General features: G+C 27.2%; 10 protein-coding genes, 1 pseudogene and 1 CRISPR repeat array. Of the genes and pseudogenes, 1 reads left to right on the top strand and 10 read right to left on the bottom strand.

Going from position 1 to position 18,307, the window contains the following annotated elements:
- The 6 genes from clpP to HYG84_RS09035 form a co-directional block, all read right to left on the bottom strand.
- On the bottom strand, window positions 1-585 hold the full coding sequence (gene clpP, locus HYG84_RS09060; protein ID WP_212376030.1) for an ATP-dependent Clp endopeptidase proteolytic subunit ClpP: 585 nt from the start codon (window positions 583-585) through the stop codon (window positions 1-3).
- A gap of 39 nt (window positions 586-624) precedes the next feature.
- Window positions 625-1,911, bottom strand: coding sequence for a trigger factor (tig, locus tag HYG84_RS09055; protein WP_212376028.1), 1,287 nt, complete (start codon window positions 1,909-1,911; stop codon window positions 625-627).
- A 352-nt stretch (window positions 1,912-2,263) separates the two neighbouring features.
- Entirely contained in the window at window positions 2,264-2,464 is a 201-nt protein-coding gene (locus HYG84_RS09050) for a cold-shock protein (protein WP_212376026.1), read from the bottom strand.
- A gap of 147 nt (window positions 2,465-2,611) precedes the next feature.
- Window positions 2,612-2,752, bottom strand: a complete 141-nt coding sequence (locus tag HYG84_RS09045) for a hypothetical protein (RefSeq protein WP_212376023.1) — start codon at window positions 2,750-2,752, stop codon at window positions 2,612-2,614.
- Window positions 2,753-2,880: 128 nt separating this feature from the next.
- Window positions 2,881-3,042, bottom strand: coding sequence for a DUF1540 domain-containing protein (locus HYG84_RS09040; RefSeq protein WP_212376021.1), 162 nt, complete (start codon window positions 3,040-3,042; stop codon window positions 2,881-2,883).
- Window positions 3,043-3,174: 132 nt separating this feature from the next.
- Entirely contained in the window at window positions 3,175-3,903 is a 729-nt protein-coding gene (locus HYG84_RS09035; protein ID WP_212376018.1) for an HD domain-containing protein, read from the bottom strand.
- A gap of 226 nt (window positions 3,904-4,129) precedes the next feature.
- Here HYG84_RS09035 and HYG84_RS09030 point away from each other — a divergent pair.
- Window positions 4,130-4,261: pseudogene (locus HYG84_RS09030) on the top strand (IS3 family transposase); the annotation flags it as partial.
- Between the two features lie 212 nt (window positions 4,262-4,473).
- Window positions 4,474-13,629: direct repeats of the CRISPR family, unit length 30 nt; unit sequence ATTTAAATACAACTCTTGTTATAGTTCAAT.
- 196 nt (window positions 13,630-13,825) lie between these two features.
- Here the strand turns inward: HYG84_RS09030 and cas2 are convergent.
- Genes cas2 through cas3 form a run of 4 tightly spaced genes read right to left on the bottom strand, consistent with a single transcriptional unit; the run spans window position 13,826 to window position 18,232 of the window.
- The gene (gene cas2, locus HYG84_RS09025; protein ID WP_330655424.1) at window positions 13,826-14,122 is read right to left on the bottom strand and encodes a CRISPR-associated endonuclease Cas2; all 297 of its coding nucleotides are present in this window, start codon (window positions 14,120-14,122) and stop codon (window positions 13,826-13,828) included.
- Complete coding sequence (gene cas1b / locus HYG84_RS09020) at window positions 14,123-15,121, bottom strand: type I-B CRISPR-associated endonuclease Cas1b (RefSeq protein WP_212376015.1); 999 nt, start codon at window positions 15,119-15,121, stop codon at window positions 14,123-14,125. It lies immediately after the preceding gene.
- Window positions 15,122-15,130: 9 nt separating this feature from the next.
- On the bottom strand, window positions 15,131-15,622 hold the full coding sequence (gene cas4, locus HYG84_RS09015; protein WP_212376012.1) for a CRISPR-associated protein Cas4: 492 nt from the start codon (window positions 15,620-15,622) through the stop codon (window positions 15,131-15,133).
- A 9-nt stretch (window positions 15,623-15,631) separates the two neighbouring features.
- The gene (gene cas3, locus HYG84_RS09010) at window positions 15,632-18,232 is read right to left on the bottom strand and encodes a CRISPR-associated helicase Cas3' (RefSeq protein ID WP_212376009.1); all 2,601 of its coding nucleotides are present in this window, start codon (window positions 18,230-18,232) and stop codon (window positions 15,632-15,634) included.
- Between the last annotated feature and the right edge of the window lie 75 nt (window positions 18,233-18,307).

Here is an 18,307-nt window from a genome sequence, read left to right as displayed (position 1 = left end):
TTATTTCTTCGCGGTAATAACTTCATCAATTAAACCATATTCCTTTGCTTCATTTGCCTCCATAAAGAAATCTCTATCTGTATCTCTTTGTACTCTCTCTAATGGTTGACCTGTTCTTTCAGCTAGTATTTTATTTATAGTGTCTCTCATCTTTAGAATTCGCTCTGCATGAATACGAATATCTTCTGCCTGACCTCTTGTTCCTCCTAGAGGCTGATGGATCATAATTTCTGCATTTGGAAGTGCAAAACGTTTGCCCTTTTTACCAGCTGCTAAAAGAAAAGCTCCCATACTTGCAGCCATACCAATACAAATAGTAGATACATCACACTTAATATAGTTCATAGTATCATATATAGCCATACCAGCAGTAATTGATCCCCCTGGACTGTTAATATATATTTGGATATCCTTATCTGGATCCTCTCCTTCTAGAAATAGTAATTGAGCTACTACTAAGCTAGCAGTAACATCATTTACTTCATCACTTAAGAAAATAATTCTTTCATTTAATAATCTAGAATAAATATCGTAGGATCTTTCTCCTCTATTAGTTTGTTCTACAACAACAGGAACTAATGCCATTTTGTCTCCTCCCAATCTGTATTTCTTTAATATCTTTAATTAAGCTATTTTAGCATTTTCTACTAAGAAATCAATAGTCTTTCTAATAACAATACCCTCTTTAATAGAGTTTAAATCTTGATCTCTTAAATTAGATTTTAATTTTTCCAACTCTTGATTATATTGTGTTGCCATTTTTTCTAATTGTTCATTTAATTCTTCGTCTGTAGCCACAATATTTTCTTGCTTTCCAATTTCCTCTAGTACTAATTCATTTTTAACTGTTTGAGTAGCATCGGCTCTCATTTGATCTCTTAAATTCTCTTCTGTAGTACCTGTTAATTGTAAGTAATACTCTAAGTTCAATCCTTGGTATTGTAGACGATAGTCAAAATCTGCTAGCATATTATCGATTTGTCTTTCGATTACAGCCTTTGGTATTTCAATATCAACCTTGCTAGCTATAGCTCCTATAACGCTATTTCTTAAATCTTGCTCAGCTCTATTTTTTGCATTTTCTTCTAGGTTGTTTTTTATATCATTTTTTAATTCCTCTAATGTATCGAATTCAGAAGCATCTTTTGCAAATTCATCATCTAACACAGGAAGTTCTTTTTCTTTAATTTCATGAATTTTTACCTCAAAAATAGCCTCTTGTCCTGCTAACTCTTCAGCATGATACTCTTCTGGGAATGTTACCTTTACTTCTACTTCATCTCCAATATTTTTACCAACTAATTGTTCTTCAAAACCAGGTATAAATTGGCCTGATCCAATTGTAAGACTTTGTCTTTCAGCAGTGCCACCTTCAAATGCTACTCCATCAACCATTCCTTTATAGTCGATAATAACCATGTCTTGTTCTTTTACTGCTCTATCTTCTACGGTAATCATTCTAGCATTTTTTTCTACTAGGGCATCTAGCTCTTTTTGAATATCCTCTTCTTGTACATTATACTCTTTTTTCTCTACTTCTATACCTTTGTAGTCTTTAACTTCAAACTCAGGCATAACTTCTACAACAGCTGTAAATATAACATCTTCATTTGCCTTAATATCTTCAATATCAATTTCTGGATGATCTACAGGATCAATATTATGCTCTTTTAAAGCTGCCTCGTAAGCTGCTGGAAAAGCTATATTAAAAGCTTCTTCATAAAAAATCTCTACACCATAATATCTTTCAACAATCTTTTTTGGTGCTTTTCCTTTTCTAAATCCTTGGATATTAAATCTAGATTTCATTCTGTTATAAGCTTTATTAATAGCCTCTTCAAATTGTGCAGCCTCTACAACTACTTTTAATGTCACTTTAGTATTTTCTTTTTTTATAATTTCTGAACTCATTAATGATCCTCCTCTATTAGCTTTTATTATATTTTGTAAAACTTAAGCATTGTTAATTAAGTAATAATCCTATATAGGTAATAGAAATATTTTTATTTCAACTCCTGTTTTTTATAGTATACCAAAATATACTTTGTTAAACTATAAAAAAAACTATAAAAAAACATCCATATCATCATAGGATGTTTAAAAAATATAGACTTATAGCTTATCATTATAATACTAACTAATTCATTTCTTATTGTCAACATTATCTGATGTTTTTGTAAAAAATTATCAACAAAAAAACCCTGATATAATCAGGGTTTTTTTTGTAGTCTATATATATAAAATATTAATTACTTATATTCTATTATATTCTAGCTACGTTAGCAGCTTGAGGTCCTCTAGCTCCTGATACTACTTCGAATTGTACTTCTTGACCTTCTTCTAAGCTTTTGAAACCTTCTCCTGTAATAGCTGAGAAATGTACGAATACATCTTCTTCTCCTTGTACAGAGATAAATCCAAATCCTTTTTCGTTGTTAAACCATTTTACTATACCTGTTTTCATTAATTAAATCCTCCAAAATTCGTATTCTGTAATTACTTACTCTTGTATAATAACACCTAATTTCGAAACTGTCAACAATTAACAGAAAAACTTTTGAAAATTTTTTCATTTTTTAAATCTTAATACATTAATATACCATTCATCCTATCACTTTATAGTTTTACTAGGTTCAAGTGTCTTAAAAACAAGGGCTCGTGTAAAGAACTTATCTTGTACAAATAATAGAATTACTAAAACTATACATAATATTCCTGCCATAATTGTATTTCTAAGTAGATTATTTTTCATACAAAACATCCTTTCATCTAAAATTTTAATTCTTACATTTTTAGATGAGAGGATGTTTAGTTTGTTCCCTTATTCAGGTAGTTTCTTCACTTGTTTAGACAAAAATATTTTTTTAGTTTATATGTTAGTTATTTTCCAGGTATAAAAGTAGTACATTGTGTCTCATCACTTGTTTTTGACTTACCAGTTCCTTGAGGATTTACCTCAATAGAGTTAGCATAACAGTAGTTGTTTTTATAGAAGTTACATGTATCAACTCCACATTTCACTGTAATACGGTTATTTTCCATTAATGGTTCACCTCCTGTAGGCTATCAGGTTTTAACTATCCTATTAGATGTATGTGTTGCAGATTAAATTTTAACAACCTGCTAATATATAGGATAAGCAGTTATGTTGTTTTTTATGCCTTAATAATTTCACTATTCTTTGCTACTTATAAATTTTTTTGCCATATTCTCTATAACTTCAACATTAGTAAAATCATAAGGTTCTCTTTTACCTTTAATATCTGCTCTTTGAAGCTGAAATAGCTTTTCTATGTTTTCCTCCCCAACTTTATCTATTAATTTTTTTATACCTTTTTCCTTCATAATATTATACCTAGACATATGGGTCTCTATTAGTGCAGCCACAGATTTTATAAAATCTTCTTGATATCCTAATCTACCCAAAATTTTTCTTGCTACTTGTGCACCTTTTATATCATGCCCAAAAAATCTTCCTTTTCCATTCTTATCAAGAAAAAATGTTGCAGGTTTTGCTATATCATGGAGCAACGCCGCCCAGCGCAGTGTTAAATCTAAAGGTGTATTATCTAAAACCTTAAGTATATGATCAAAAACATCATAATTATGGTAAGGATTTCTTTGATTAAAACCTACACATTTTTGAAGCTCTGGTATAAAAATTCCTAATAGATTCACTTCCTCTAATAACCTAATACCGAAACTTGGTTTTTGTGACATTAAGATTTTTTTGAATAAATACTTAAGTTTATATTGATCTAGATTTTTAAACTGCTCTTTGTTTATATAAATTGCTTCTACTAAATCATTCTCAAAAGGTTGTTCTAAAATAGATATATCTATAATTTTATCTAATACATAATCTATATTAATGGTGCTGTTTAAAAAAGCCTCTTTCTTCATGTTTAGGATCACCTTATTTGTATTTTTAAATTTTATTTGACTTTATAAACTGTAATTTAACATATATTAAAAAATAATTAATGGAGTATGTCATATTATATTATTGGCTGTTTTTATTTATTAAATTCCTTTTATGTTATCTAATAGATATTCACATGTCTAACCATCTTTTTTTGCATCTTTAAAAAAGGATAAGCTATATGGACGTAGATTTAGAACTAGAAATGAAGCTAGAATAGCAATAGTTGAATATATAGAGTTATTCTACAATCCTAGAAGGCTTCATTCAACTTTAGGATATAAGTCTCCAAAAGAGTATAAAAAAGATTATTATTCTAAGCAAAAATTAGCAGCGTAGTTTTTAAAAACGCTTTATCTCAAATTGGTAAAGTATACTCTCGGGTTACATATTTTTGAATTAATGCAAATATCTTGATAGATTATCTATTGACACGAAATACTACGTAAATTAAAGAAAATCGTACTTTCTACTTATCTAATTTACTCAGAACACTCCATAAATATATAGTTCAATTATACAAGAAAGTTCATTAGGGATGAAAAAGGAAAATTTAAATACAACTCTTGTTATAGTTCAATAATGCATCTAATCCAGTGCAGACAGGGGCAATATCATTTAAATACAACTCTTGTTATAGTTCAATAATGTAATAGTAACAAGACCAATACCCCAAAATAGATTTAAATACAACTCTTGTTATAGTTCAATATTTAACATTATGTCATCATCTAAGTGTTCTGGTATATTTAAATACAACTCTTGTTATAGTTCAATTCCAAGAAGCTCAAGAAGATCTAAATGAACTAGCATTTAAATACAACTCTTGTTATAGTTCAATTTGTGGCTCTTTGTAAAACATATTCATAAGTTTTCTTATTTAAATACAACTCTTGTTATAGTTCAATCACTCGTTATAGTTCAATTATCACAGTTAGAGTATATTAATCCTGTTATTATTTCATTTAAATACAACTCTTGTTATAGTTCAATGCTATGCAAGATGTCAGATATGTTTTACCTGTTCCAATTTAAATACAACTCTTGTTATAGTTCAATATCAAAGAAATACCACATCTTAGATATAATAGCCGAATTTAAATACAACTCTTGTTATAGTTCAATCGAGATGACAGTTCTATTAAACAAGAGCAGTATTAATTTAAATACAACTCTTGTTATAGTTCAATAAATACAACCTAGCCAACCATCTAGTAATATTATGATTTAAATACAACTCTTGTTATAGTTCAATAGTATTAGGCCTGCCACTTTGATATAGATTAGTTAGGTATTTAAATACAACTCTTGTTATAGTTCAATTTTTGCTACTTGTTCTTTACTCATTTCTCTTGATAATTTAAATACAACTCTTGTTATAGTTCAATGGAGTTGGTGGGATGGAATATAACATTGCATTGTTATTTAAATACAACTCTTGTTATAGTTCAATCCAATTTCCTAGTCCTAATTTTAATCCGGCTCCGACATTTAAATACAACTCTTGTTATAGTTCAATTTTATACATATTCTAAAAAGTATTCCAAGATATAATTTAAATACAACTCTTGTTATAGTTCAATTCGCATATTGAATTAGAAATTCTGGAGTAAATTTCATTTAAATACAACTCTTGTTATAGTTCAATTTAGAAGGGGGAATTAAGTATGAATAAGTATTCAATATTTAAATACAACTCTTGTTATAGTTCAATTAGCCCTATTTTCAGCTACCCCATTTTTGTACAGTGCATTTAAATACAACTCTTGTTATAGTTCAATTTCTTCACCAGTTGCTCCACTCATGGCCTTAACACTATTTAAATACAACTCTTGTTATAGTTCAATCACTTCATTCCATCTTTTTTCTATTATTTTGATGTTATTTAAATACAACTCTTGTTATAGTTCAATTTCTACCTTTTCTCCAAACCAGTCAACAAGAGGATTTAAATACAACTCTTGTTATAGTTCAATTTCTATGGAAGAATCTATTATAAATAATTATTATTTATTTAAATACAACTCTTGTTATAGTTCAATACCTAAGGCAATCATAGAACACTGGAAAGAGGAAACATTTAAATACAACTCTTGTTATAGTTCAATTAAGGCGGAACAAATTGAAAATGTATACTTTTTAACATTTAAATACAACTCTTGTTATAGTTCAATCCCTCTAAAGAAGCATCTTCGTGCATCTGCCAAGTTATTTAAATACAACTCTTGTTATAGTTCAATTTTTACATTATGTTTTGTTTCATAATCTCTTAATGTATTTAAATACAACTCTTGTTATAGTTCAATGCGAAGAAGAAATTTCCAAACTATATAGTTCAATTAAATTTAAATACAACTCTTGTTATAGTTCAATGAAAATCCTAATCCGGGAGAAAATCCTAATCCCGGATTTAAATACAACTCTTGTTATAGTTCAATTATTACCCTTTATAATACTATTTTATATTTTGAAAAATTTAAATACAACTCTTGTTATAGTTCAATTCTAAAACATGCTTCCCTTTCGTCCCATCTGGATATTTAAATACAACTCTTGTTATAGTTCAATGACTTTTTACACTTACTATATTGGTAGAGTAGACAAATTTAAATACAACTCTTGTTATAGTTCAATACCAAATACCCATTGAGTAAATAATCCTGCTGTTCTATTTAAATACAACTCTTGTTATAGTTCAATTACCTTGTCTAAGTCTAATAGAGCCTTTACAGCCTATTTAAATACAACTCTTGTTATAGTTCAATGTTCACCTGTTGTTATTCCATATTTTTTTGCAGGGATATTTAAATACAACTCTTGTTATAGTTCAATAAATGCGGCGAATGAGTTAATGGAAAAGTTGCCCAATTTAAATACAACTCTTGTTATAGTTCAATTACTGCACAGTCTATACACGATATAGCCTACCCAAATTTAAATACAACTCTTGTTATAGTTCAATCTACAGTAATTGAAAAAACATATATTTATGATTTATTTAAATACAACTCTTGTTATAGTTCAATTCATAAGGTTAATGAAGATTTAACTCAACAGCAGACATTTAAATACAACTCTTGTTATAGTTCAATTGATAGTAATTTTATGAATTTTATATTATATTCTAAATTTAAATACAACTCTTGTTATAGTTCAATTTATTTCATCATTTTTAGGTCTATATTCGACTATAATATTTAAATACAACTCTTGTTATAGTTCAATGGGCAAGAAAGAAAGCAAATCCCAAACTAAAGACAAATTTAAATACAACTCTTGTTATAGTTCAATGATTTCTGCTCCTGTGCCTCCTTTTCTATAGGTTCTATTTAAATACAACTATTGTTATAGTTCAATCTAACTTCATCCTTTATCTCTTTGTAGAACTCTCATTTAAATACAACTCTTGTTATAGTTCAATATATTAAAAGGAATGCAATTAGAATAAATGGTAAAAGATTTAAATACAACTCTTGTTATAGTTCAATATTATGTGGATGCTCCCAAAACACAATATATTGTTAATTTAAATACAACTCTTGTTATAGTTCAATGCGGTATAATTCGATGTAAAAAATGCAATTCATCTAATTTAAATACAACTCTTGTTATAGTTCAATTTATCTTATAACCCTTACTGTCCCGAATGTTCATGGATTTAAATACAACTCTTGTTATAGTTCAATTAGAACTACCCCCTTATAACATTCCTAGTCAATTTAAATTTAAATACAACTCTTGTTATAGTTCAATATATGAAGGAACATTAGAGATAGCTTTGATTCCGGAATTTAAATACAACTCTTGTTATAGTTCAATAAATCATGAGTAACTAAAAGGAGGTCAATATATGTGATTTAAATACAACTCTTGTTATAGTTCAATGATTTCTGATGGAGACAAGATGTCAAGTGAAGAGATTTAAATACAACTCTTGTTATAGTTCAATTTTATCCCCCTAAGTAGTACTCCCCCTAAGTATTAATTTAAATACAACTCTTGTTATAGTTCAATGGGGAGCCCTTCAGAAAAGAAAGTGGAAGATAGTAGAATTTAAATACAACTCTTGTTATAGTTCAATGATAACCATATAATTCATCTATATAACGAGAACCACTATTTAAATACAACTCTTGTTATAGTTCAATTTACAATGAAATCACTCCAATTAATGATAATAAATTATTTAAATACAACTCTTGTTATAGTTCAATTGCTTCTTTTTTATCAAAGTTCTCTCCATCTGTAAATTTAAATACAACTCTTGTTATAGTTCAATTTGGCTCTGTATCATTGTTAACTGTAAGTACGTCATTTAAATACAACTCTTGTTATAGTTCAATAGAAAAAGAGATTCAAAGTAGAATAATGTATGCAAATTTAAATACAACTCTTGTTATAGTTCAATCTGAAATGACCGACAAATCTGGACTGTTGCCAGAATTTAAATACAACTCTTGTTATAGTTCAATCGTTGGCAGGATGACTTCTTATCTGACAAAGATTTATTTAAATACAACTCTTGTTATAGTTCAATAATATCCCATACCCTATAATTATTAGGACTGCTGAAATTTAAATACAACTCTTGTTATAGTTCAATCCGAAGCCACTGAAACTAGTATATTTGTAGTAGAATTTAAATACAACTCTTGTTATAGTTCAATGATGGACGGGCTTTAGAGAAATAGATTTAATTAAGGATTTAAATACAACTCTTGTTATAGTTCAATGGAAGAAGTGTAAGATGGTTAGCTCAAAAAATAAAAAATTTAAATACAACTCTTGTTATAGTTCAATAAAATAGTCGAATTTGGTATTTTACTGTCGAACTGAATTTAAATACAACTCTTGTTATAGTTCAATTGAGAAACTAGTTGAATATAATCCTTTTCATAAGATATTTAAATACAACTCTTGTTATAGTTCAATTATGGTGTATATACCTAGCTTATGTAGTTCTGCACAATTTAAATACAACTCTTGTTATAGTTCAATGAGAATCAATACTTATCTGACATTATCTCAGATTATTTAAATACAACTCTTGTTATAGTTCAATAGCTACTCTTATGCCTAATCCAGCTGTAGCAGGAGAATTTAAATACAACTCTTGTTATAGTTCAATTAGAAAAGCAGAACATACCTATATTCTTATAGTATTTAAATACAACTCTTGTTATAGTTCAATGGCGAAGGAAACAACCCACCACCAAAATGGCAGAAATTTAAATACAACTCTTGTTATAGTTCAATTTAATGGTGAAAATACTAAGGTGTTTTATTTAACTTCATTTAAATACAACTCTTGTTATAGTTCAATTTTTCATATCTTACAGTGTCGTATATAATCATGTCATTTAAATACAACTCTTGTTATAGTTCAATCCAGAACAACAGAAAAAAATCAAGATTTCTATATCTTATTTAAATACAACTCTTGTTATAGTTCAATAAGTTATCGTGATGTAGATTTAAATCTGTTATAAAATTTAAATACAACTCTTGTTATAGTTCAATAATATACATCATACCAAATAACATCATCAACTGGCATTTAAATACAACTCTTGTTATAGTTCAATATAGCAACAACATCTTTATTTTGCTTAACTTCTTATTTAAATACAACTCTTGTTATAGTTCAATGTTTGTTTCTTAATCTTATTATATGTATTGTTTTAAATTTAAATACAACTCTTGTTATAGTTCAATAGCACATGGAAGGTATTTTCGGATTTTGTAGAAAATTTAAATACAACTCTTGTTATAGTTCAATATGCTGCCAGAATGGATGTAGGAGTACCGGATAAATATTTAAATACAACTCTTGTTATAGTTCAATCTTAATTTCTACTAAAATAAGCACCTCATATTCCCTGATTTAAATACAACTCTTGTTATAGTTCAATAATCTATCAGGTGTTAATTTAACTTCTGTTTTAGAATTTAAATACAACTCTTGTTATAGTTCAATGAACCCTAATCCAGGAGAGAACCCTAACCCTGGTACATTTAAATACAACTCTTGTTATAGTTCAATTTTATGGTCTAAAGGTATTGTTATAACCTAATATTTATTTAAATACAACTCTTGTTATAGTTCAATTGAATGTGGCGAGGAATATTTTAATGCTGAAACAAAATTTAAATACAACTCTTGTTATAGTTCAATCCATTATATGCAGAAATACTGGAACATGAATTAAATTTAAATACAACTCTTGTTATAGTTCAATTGATGGTTGGATAAGTCAAGTTAATTTAGAGCTAGTATTTAAATACAACTCTTGTTATAGTTCAATTTGTTGCTCTATTTCATCAGCTTTTCCTTCTTTTGAATTTAAATACAACTCTTGTTATAGTTCAATGAAGTTAGGCCCGATACTGTCTTTAAAATCTATGGATTTAAATACAACTCTTGTTATAGTTCAATTGGTTATTCAAATTAGGGAGAATGTTGACTTTGTAATATTTAAATACAACTCTTGTTATAGTTCAATTTTGTTCTCTAATTCTATCTAAACCTTCTATATTCATTTAAATACAACTCTTGTTATAGTTCAATCAAAATATGCTTTTTCATAGTCTGCAATCGTATCATTTAAATACAACTCTTGTTATAGTTCAATGTGAATATTTCCACCTGTCATGTTAAATTTAACACTCATTTAAATACAACTCTTGTTATAGTTCAATGATGTTGCACAGAATAAATAAAGGAGGAAGATAAAATTTAAATACAACTCTTGTTATAGTTCAATTTTCGTAAATAGTATCTATATCAACCTTAAGCATCGCATTTAAATACAACTCTTGTTATAGTTCAATCTACCCTAAAGAGGGTAGTAATATTTACCAAGATATTTAAATACAACTCTTGTTATAGTTCAATGGGAAATGTACGAGGGGGCTAAGTAAATGCTAGACAATTTAAATACAACTCTTGTTATAGTTCAATATGTATTTTTAGCAGTTAAAGCGCTCCAATTAGGTAATTTAAATACAACTCTTGTTATAGTTCAATGAGGGACTAAACATGTTAGGTAATCCCATTTTTATATTTAAATACAACTCTTGTTATAGTTCAATTGGGTTGTATTTCGTGCATTAACCATACCAATAGCATTTAAATACAACTCTTGTTATAGTTCAATAGATACACCTTTTCTAGCATCGTCAACCATAACTATTTAAATACAACTCTTGTTATAGTTCAATCATTAGCCATCCATCTAGCAGCAGTTTGAATAGAAATTTAAATACAACTCTTGTTATAGTTCAATACCCCTTCCTTTTTGTACTACGTATTATATTATAATTTAAATACAACTCTTGTTATAGTTCAATGGCTTTGGTGCAAATATCGTTATAAGCCAAAAAGTATTTAAATACAACTCTTGTTATAGTTCAATGTTTTTTTAGGAGTTCTAAATTTATTGCCTAGTGCATTTAAATACAACTCTTGTTATAGTTCAATGGCTTTGGTGCAAATATCGTTATAAGCCAAAAAGTATTTAAATACAACTCTTGTTATAGTTCAATTTGGGTGCCTCTTATTTTAAATAGAACCTATACCTTATTTAAATACAACTCTTGTTATAGTTCAATAATGGCTCTAATCGTTGGTAATATAGCCGAAAAATTATTTAAATACAACTCTTGTTATAGTTCAATAGAATATAGATTTGTAAAGGCAGGTGTGTAGTTTGGATTTAAATACAACTCTTGTTATAGTTCAATAAGACAAGTGGATGGATACTAGGGAGGTGTAAATAATTTAAATACAACTCTTGTTATAGTTCAATCAAACACCTAACAAAGACCTAACACCTAACAATAAATTTAAATACAACTCTTGTTATAGTTCAATTAATACAGAAGAAGAAAAAGAAGCCCATTCTATATTATTTAAATACAACTCTTGTTATAGTTCAATCATTATGTTATGTACCACTTGTAACAACATCTTACAATTTAAATACAACTCTTGTTATAGTTCAATACATCCGCAAGTGACTATATGATTAAAATAATTTAATTTAAATACAACTCTTGTTATAGTTCAATTACCGGGTGTTAATTAATAAAAAGGGGTGTTTTACTATTTAAATACAACTCTTGTTATAGTTCAATTTTTCTTCTCAGCTAAAACTAATACTGTGTAAGCGTATTTAAATACAACTCTTGTTATAGTTCAATTAACCCTGCCATGTTTTTCTAACATTTCTATTTCTTCATTTAAATACAACTCTTGTTATAGTTCAATCTTGCTTGTTATAGTAAACTATAGCTAGGTCTATTATTTAAATACAACTCTTGTTATAGTTCAATGGACTCTACACTCTATTTCATCAGCTAGTAAGGTTCATTTAAATACAACTCTTGTTATAGTTCAATCCATACATTTCTGTTAGCATTTTGCCACCTGCTGGTATTTAAATACAACTCTTGTTATAGTTCAATTGGGATTATAACTTGTGGTATGTGTAATAGAAAAAATTTAAATACAACTCTTGTTATAGTTCAATCAGCTCCATCCTCTGTATGCCTTAACATTTTTCTATATTTAAATACAACTCTTGTTATAGTTCAATAAGTAAGTGCTCTCATATTATTATTTATTGCATCTCATTTAAATACAACTCTTGTTATAGTTCAATCACAAAGCAAATTAGTAATAGTTTTAGATGATCTATTTAAATACAACTCTTGTTATAGTTCAATTACATTAGTCTTTTCAATTTCCGTCATACCTTCAAGATTTAAATACAACTCTTGTTATAGTTCAATGTAGGTTTTAAGTTAGTAACATCAAGCAATATGAAATTTAAATACAACTCTTGTTATAGTTCAATTTATTATGGGCTTGAAAGAGGTGATAAGAAATATGGATTTAAATACAACTCTTGTTATAGTTCAATGGATTTAAGCCTACAGATAAGGTAGATGTAACTGTATTTAAATACAACTCTTGTTATAGTTCAATCCCGCATTTTGAAAGTCAATAGCATCTAATAACGGAATTTAAATACAACTCTTGTTATAGTTCAATTTACTGGTACTAATAGTTTTAATTTTAAATCTTCATTTAAATACAACTCTTGTTATAGTTCAATATGTTTTTCAATCTGGTCTATCTGAGTTTGCTACATTTAAATACAACTCTTGTTATAGTTCAATAGGACTAAGTTTAGGTATGGAACGGAGATTACAAGAATTTAAATACAACTCTTGTTATAGTTCAATTCATTATTATTTTATAAATGATTAGGATATAAAAAATTTAAATACAACTCTTGTTATAGTTCAATCAAATAGGGTATCTATCTTTTTATCTTGAATATCCTATTTAAATACAACTCTTGTTATAGTTCAATACTTCTGTTTTAGAGAGTCATAACGAAAAAATTATATTTAAATACAACTCTTGTTATAGTTCAATTAAGCCTGTTGTTGATAAACCTGTTACTTTGCTTACATTTAAATACAACTCTTGTTATAGTTCAATATTCTTAGAGTTACTTGATTATTTAAACCCTACGTCATTTAAATACAACTCTTGTTATAGTTCAATTTAGGATGGGATAAAGTACCTTGTAAAATAGATGAATTTAAATACAACTCTTGTTATAGTTCAATTCTAGGATATCCGATGGAGTGGTTTAAGTCACTAAATTTAAATACAACTCTTGTTATAGTTCAATCACAGCAATTTAGCCATTCTAAATTTAATTATAAATCAGTAAACGTTATAATATCAATAATTTTTAATTTTTTTACCAAGTGTTTTTAAAAAATATATTATTCAATAACAATGTTACCAAATGTGTTGTAAAATCTGTATTCAGATAAACTGTTTCAAAAAAATGCTTGGTAAATTTAAATCTTTTTATAAAGTTATTATAATATTAGGTCTTCTCCTGTATCATTTTGTTTACTGCCTAGTATTTCTTCTCCATAAACATTATCATTCATTAGTTTTATAATGCATATAAAATCTTCACTTTCATCTATTATTTTATTTAAATCATTTTTCAGTAATAATAATTTAGATGGAGTTGTCTCACCTCTAAATACTGATTTCTGAAAATGGGACAAATATTTTTTACATATCTTAAATACTTTATTTACTCGTTTTTCATTAACATCATAAAATACAAATGCATAGTTATAATTATAGTTTTTATTTATCTTCATTTAAGATTTCTCCTTTAAACTAAAAGGTTTGAATTCCTTATCTTCTAATACAAACTTAATTAATTTATAGCAATCTAGTTTTATAGCTGTCTTATAGCTTACTTTTCGGTTAAGGTTACTATGCAGAAAAACACTTTCCATTCTTTCTTCAAAGGCTGTTATAAATATATTTCTTCCTTCTTCATTTAATAAACAATAATTAAGCTTTTTATCAAAATGTTTATCAACCTGTAGCCTTCTATTATTGACCAAATCAAATATAGTTTTAAAAACTATAACAGGTTTAAATGCTTCACTGATATCTAAACTCAAAGAAAATCTTCTTTCAGATGGTTCATGCAAAAAACTTATGGTCTGATTTAAATGTGTATTATATATAGCAGTTATTGTTTTTCCATATAACAATGTATTTCCAAACGAAATAAGTGCATTTATTGGATTATCAGGTGGACGCTTAACTCTTCTATTCATAATAAAATCTTCTGGTAATATATGCTTAAACTCTCCATAAAACCTCTGCCATAGTTCACCTTCAATTTGCAATAATTGTTTAATATTATCTACTTCTCCTAGTGCTATAGGCATATCTTTTTTTATCCAATCTAAAGTTACTTTCGTTTCTTTTTTGTTGTGCTTATAGTAATGATATAAAACCTCATGGATATTATCAGCAATTCCCTGAACAAATGCCTTAGCTAAAATCATTCTTTTGTTATTATAAGCTTCAACCTGTTTTACAAGCACTTTTCCACTATTATAGTTATCTTTAGGATAAAAAGTTCCACTATATCCCTCATAGTAATTAAAAAAGTGCATAACTATATTATTTTTTGATATGAAATCTAAAAGCTTAGTATTAATGCTAATTTCAGACATGCAATAAATTTCTTTTGTGTTCTCAATAGGAATATATACATTTTTATTGTTTTTTCTAAAACATAGAGAATTATCCTTCCTTGTTAACTCTCCCATAGATGTAATATATCTTGTACTCCCCATATTATCCTCCTATATATAGCAATATTCATAATAAGCACATTTCTTACATTTAGGCTTATTTTCAATACCTGGTATATTTGTATTCAATAGTAGGTCTTCAATATTTTCAACAACCTTATCCAGTTCACTTAAAGTATCTTCGTCCAATTCTACAATAATTGTATTTTTACTTTTATTCTTTTCTATAAACTCGAGCTTTCCTTTTCTTTCAATTCCTTTGTCTCTTAATACTTTTAAATAAAATAATAACTGCCATTTAGATGCCTCTATATCTGCATCTGATTTTTTAATTTCCGTTAAATAATCTTTAGTTAATTTGTCTATCTTAATATTATCAATACTAATTTCTGCTTGCTTATTTTCTGCTTCTTTAATTTTATGAATTGACTTTCCTATCTTTACATCTTCGCTATTATCTTCTAGATTAATTCGGTTTCCATGAAGCCAGCATTGCCTTTTGCAGTGAAAATAATAGTTAATTAATGTACCATTAACTCTCATACGCACCTCCTATATAAAAACCCCTATCCCTTTTTTAAAATTTTCTCTATCGAATTTTCCATTCTTGAAATAATTATCCCCATCAGATATATAATACAAATCACCTATGTTTTTTTCATATACAAAGTCATTTTCTTCAACTTTGTATATAAAATAATTTAGCTTGGATTTTGCCTCTGATAATTTAACCTTCTTTTCAGCATAATCCATTTCATTATCTTCCAATAATTCTATATATTGATCCCAAACCTCCTCACCATCTAATATTTCTCCATCTAGCATTTCAATTTTTCTACTTAGAAAAACACTATATTCATAACGTTCATCTATAAGCGTCATTCTTTTTTCTACTTCCGTAAAATCAAGTTTGTTTATATATTTATTGATAAATTCACCGAAATTTTTATCAGTATGGTCTGTAGATCGATCATTTAAATAATCTAATACATAATCATAATAATTGCTAAAATTTTTATCTACCAAAATATCTCTTATATAATCCGATAAAAGCGTTAAAGTTTTTTCTTTTCTAACATCTTTTAAATATATCGTTGCTGCATTATCTAGATTAAAAAAATAAACAATTCCTCCCTCTGGTATTTTACATGAACGATTAATTCTCCCTAAAAACTGTTCCTCTGAATCAAGCATAGATATATCTTTATAACCGATTTCCATGTCTATATCTACCCCTGCCTCTATAACCTGAGTAGCTACTAAAATAATATTTTTATTGTTTTTAATTTCCTCAATAATTCTATTTCTATCGATACTATTATCATCCCCTGTGATCAACCTTATTTCTTTAGGAAATGCACCATTACTTTTTGCTTTAAGTTCACCTAAATACTCAAAAAATTTATTAGCAGTCTTTTTCTTTATAAATTCAATTAGAATGTTTACATCTTCTTTCTCAGAAATGTTTATAACATGATCTAAAAGATTTTCAAATACATTTTCAGTTATATTTAGCAAACAAAAATCTAATTGAACCCTGCTTTTGAATATTTTATTATTAAAGTACTTTTCTCTGTTCTCTATTAGATTTACAGTATTGGTTTTTGTATTGACAAGCTTGTCTAGCTTAGGTAATGTAGCTGACATTATAATGACTTTAATATTCAATATTTTTGAATAGTGGCTTAAAAAAGTTATTATTTCTTTCCATATATCATTTCTATAACTCTGTATTTCATCTAAAATAATTACACTATTAGCGATTTGTGATAATGGAAATAAATTTTCCTTAGAAGTTCCGAATAAATAATTAAATATACTAACATGTGTCGTTAAAACTATAGGGTAATGCAAGAATTGTCTAGAAAGCAGAGATCTAACATAATCTTTATGTTTTTCATTAATAGCATCACTATCTTCATTATCATCTAAATTAATATGTGTTTTTATAGGTACGATAGAGTTTATCACTGCTATTTCATCTTCTACTTTGCTTCCCTTAAAAATGTTGTTTAAAGTTGCAATATTCTGCTCAATAAGCGTGTTAAACGGATAAATATAAAATATTTTATTTATATTTTCAAATTTTTCTACCATTCTAAAAGCTAAATTGAAGCTAACATTACTTTTCCCACTGCCAGTAGGAGCTTCCAAATAAAAAATATTTTTATCCATATTTTTCAAAAGCATACTTTCTGCATCAAGAAATAGCTCATTTCTCATAATATTAATGTCTGTAACATCATCAAAAACCTCTACATTTCCATACTCGTTTTCTTCATATTTTCTAATTCCCTTATATATTTTTGTATCCTTATATATTTTATAAAATTCTTCTATGTCATTGATCTCTCCAAAATTTTCAACTTCTTTTTCGTTTTTAAAATGTGATGTAGCATAATAGTCACAAGAGAATAATAAAGACATTAAAATTTTTTCATATATGTATATATAGAAAGAACTTTCATTTTCTAATTTTTCCATATTACTTAAAGTTATTTTCACAACTTTAAAAATTCTATCTAAAAGTTTATTCCTTTGAGTAAATAATAAAGGGGTATCATAGTTTTCTGTAAATATGTTTGATTGCTCCGTATATAGCAGTTTTCCTTCTCCGCCATTCTCTAAAAATTTATTTTCAAAATCAGAAAATCTGTCTAACGATCCATGATGCTTAGATATAGCATAAGCATTAAGTAGCATAAATGTATAAAGTAAATTTTGATCCCCTTTATTACTATGATTTCTAATTACATTAAGATAGTGATTCATATAAATCAAAGAAGACAACATAGAATGTTTCGTATTGTTACACTGCAACCCTTTGCTTTTTTTAAAATATTGATTCTTCATTTTATGATATTGGTAATTACAATTAATTTTCCCCAAATCATGCATACCAATGGTATTATAAAACATATCCCAGAAAATAGATTTACCTTCTTCTGTTATATCTCCCAAAAAAACATCTTGAAAATTATCCAATACATTTTCCAATTGCTTTAATCTTATTATTTTTTCTAAATAATATATAGACAATTGACTATGCACCTGCAATGTTTCTCTTCTATCTTCGTGAGTATGTGCATATATCTTATCAGAGTTTGAAATAAATTCATTTACATTAAATTTATCCACTATTCTAAAATCCATATAGATTCCCCCTAGTGTAGTAACCATATTTTGCATTATTGAAATAGAATGAACCATATATCCTATCCTTTTATG

Source organism: Alkaliphilus sp. B6464, assembly GCF_018141165.1.
Taxonomy (GTDB): domain Bacteria; phylum Bacillota; class Clostridia; order Peptostreptococcales; family Natronincolaceae; genus Alkaliphilus_B.
Note: the sequence above shows the minus strand (reverse complement) of the source record. Positions and strands in the feature narration are given on the sequence as shown.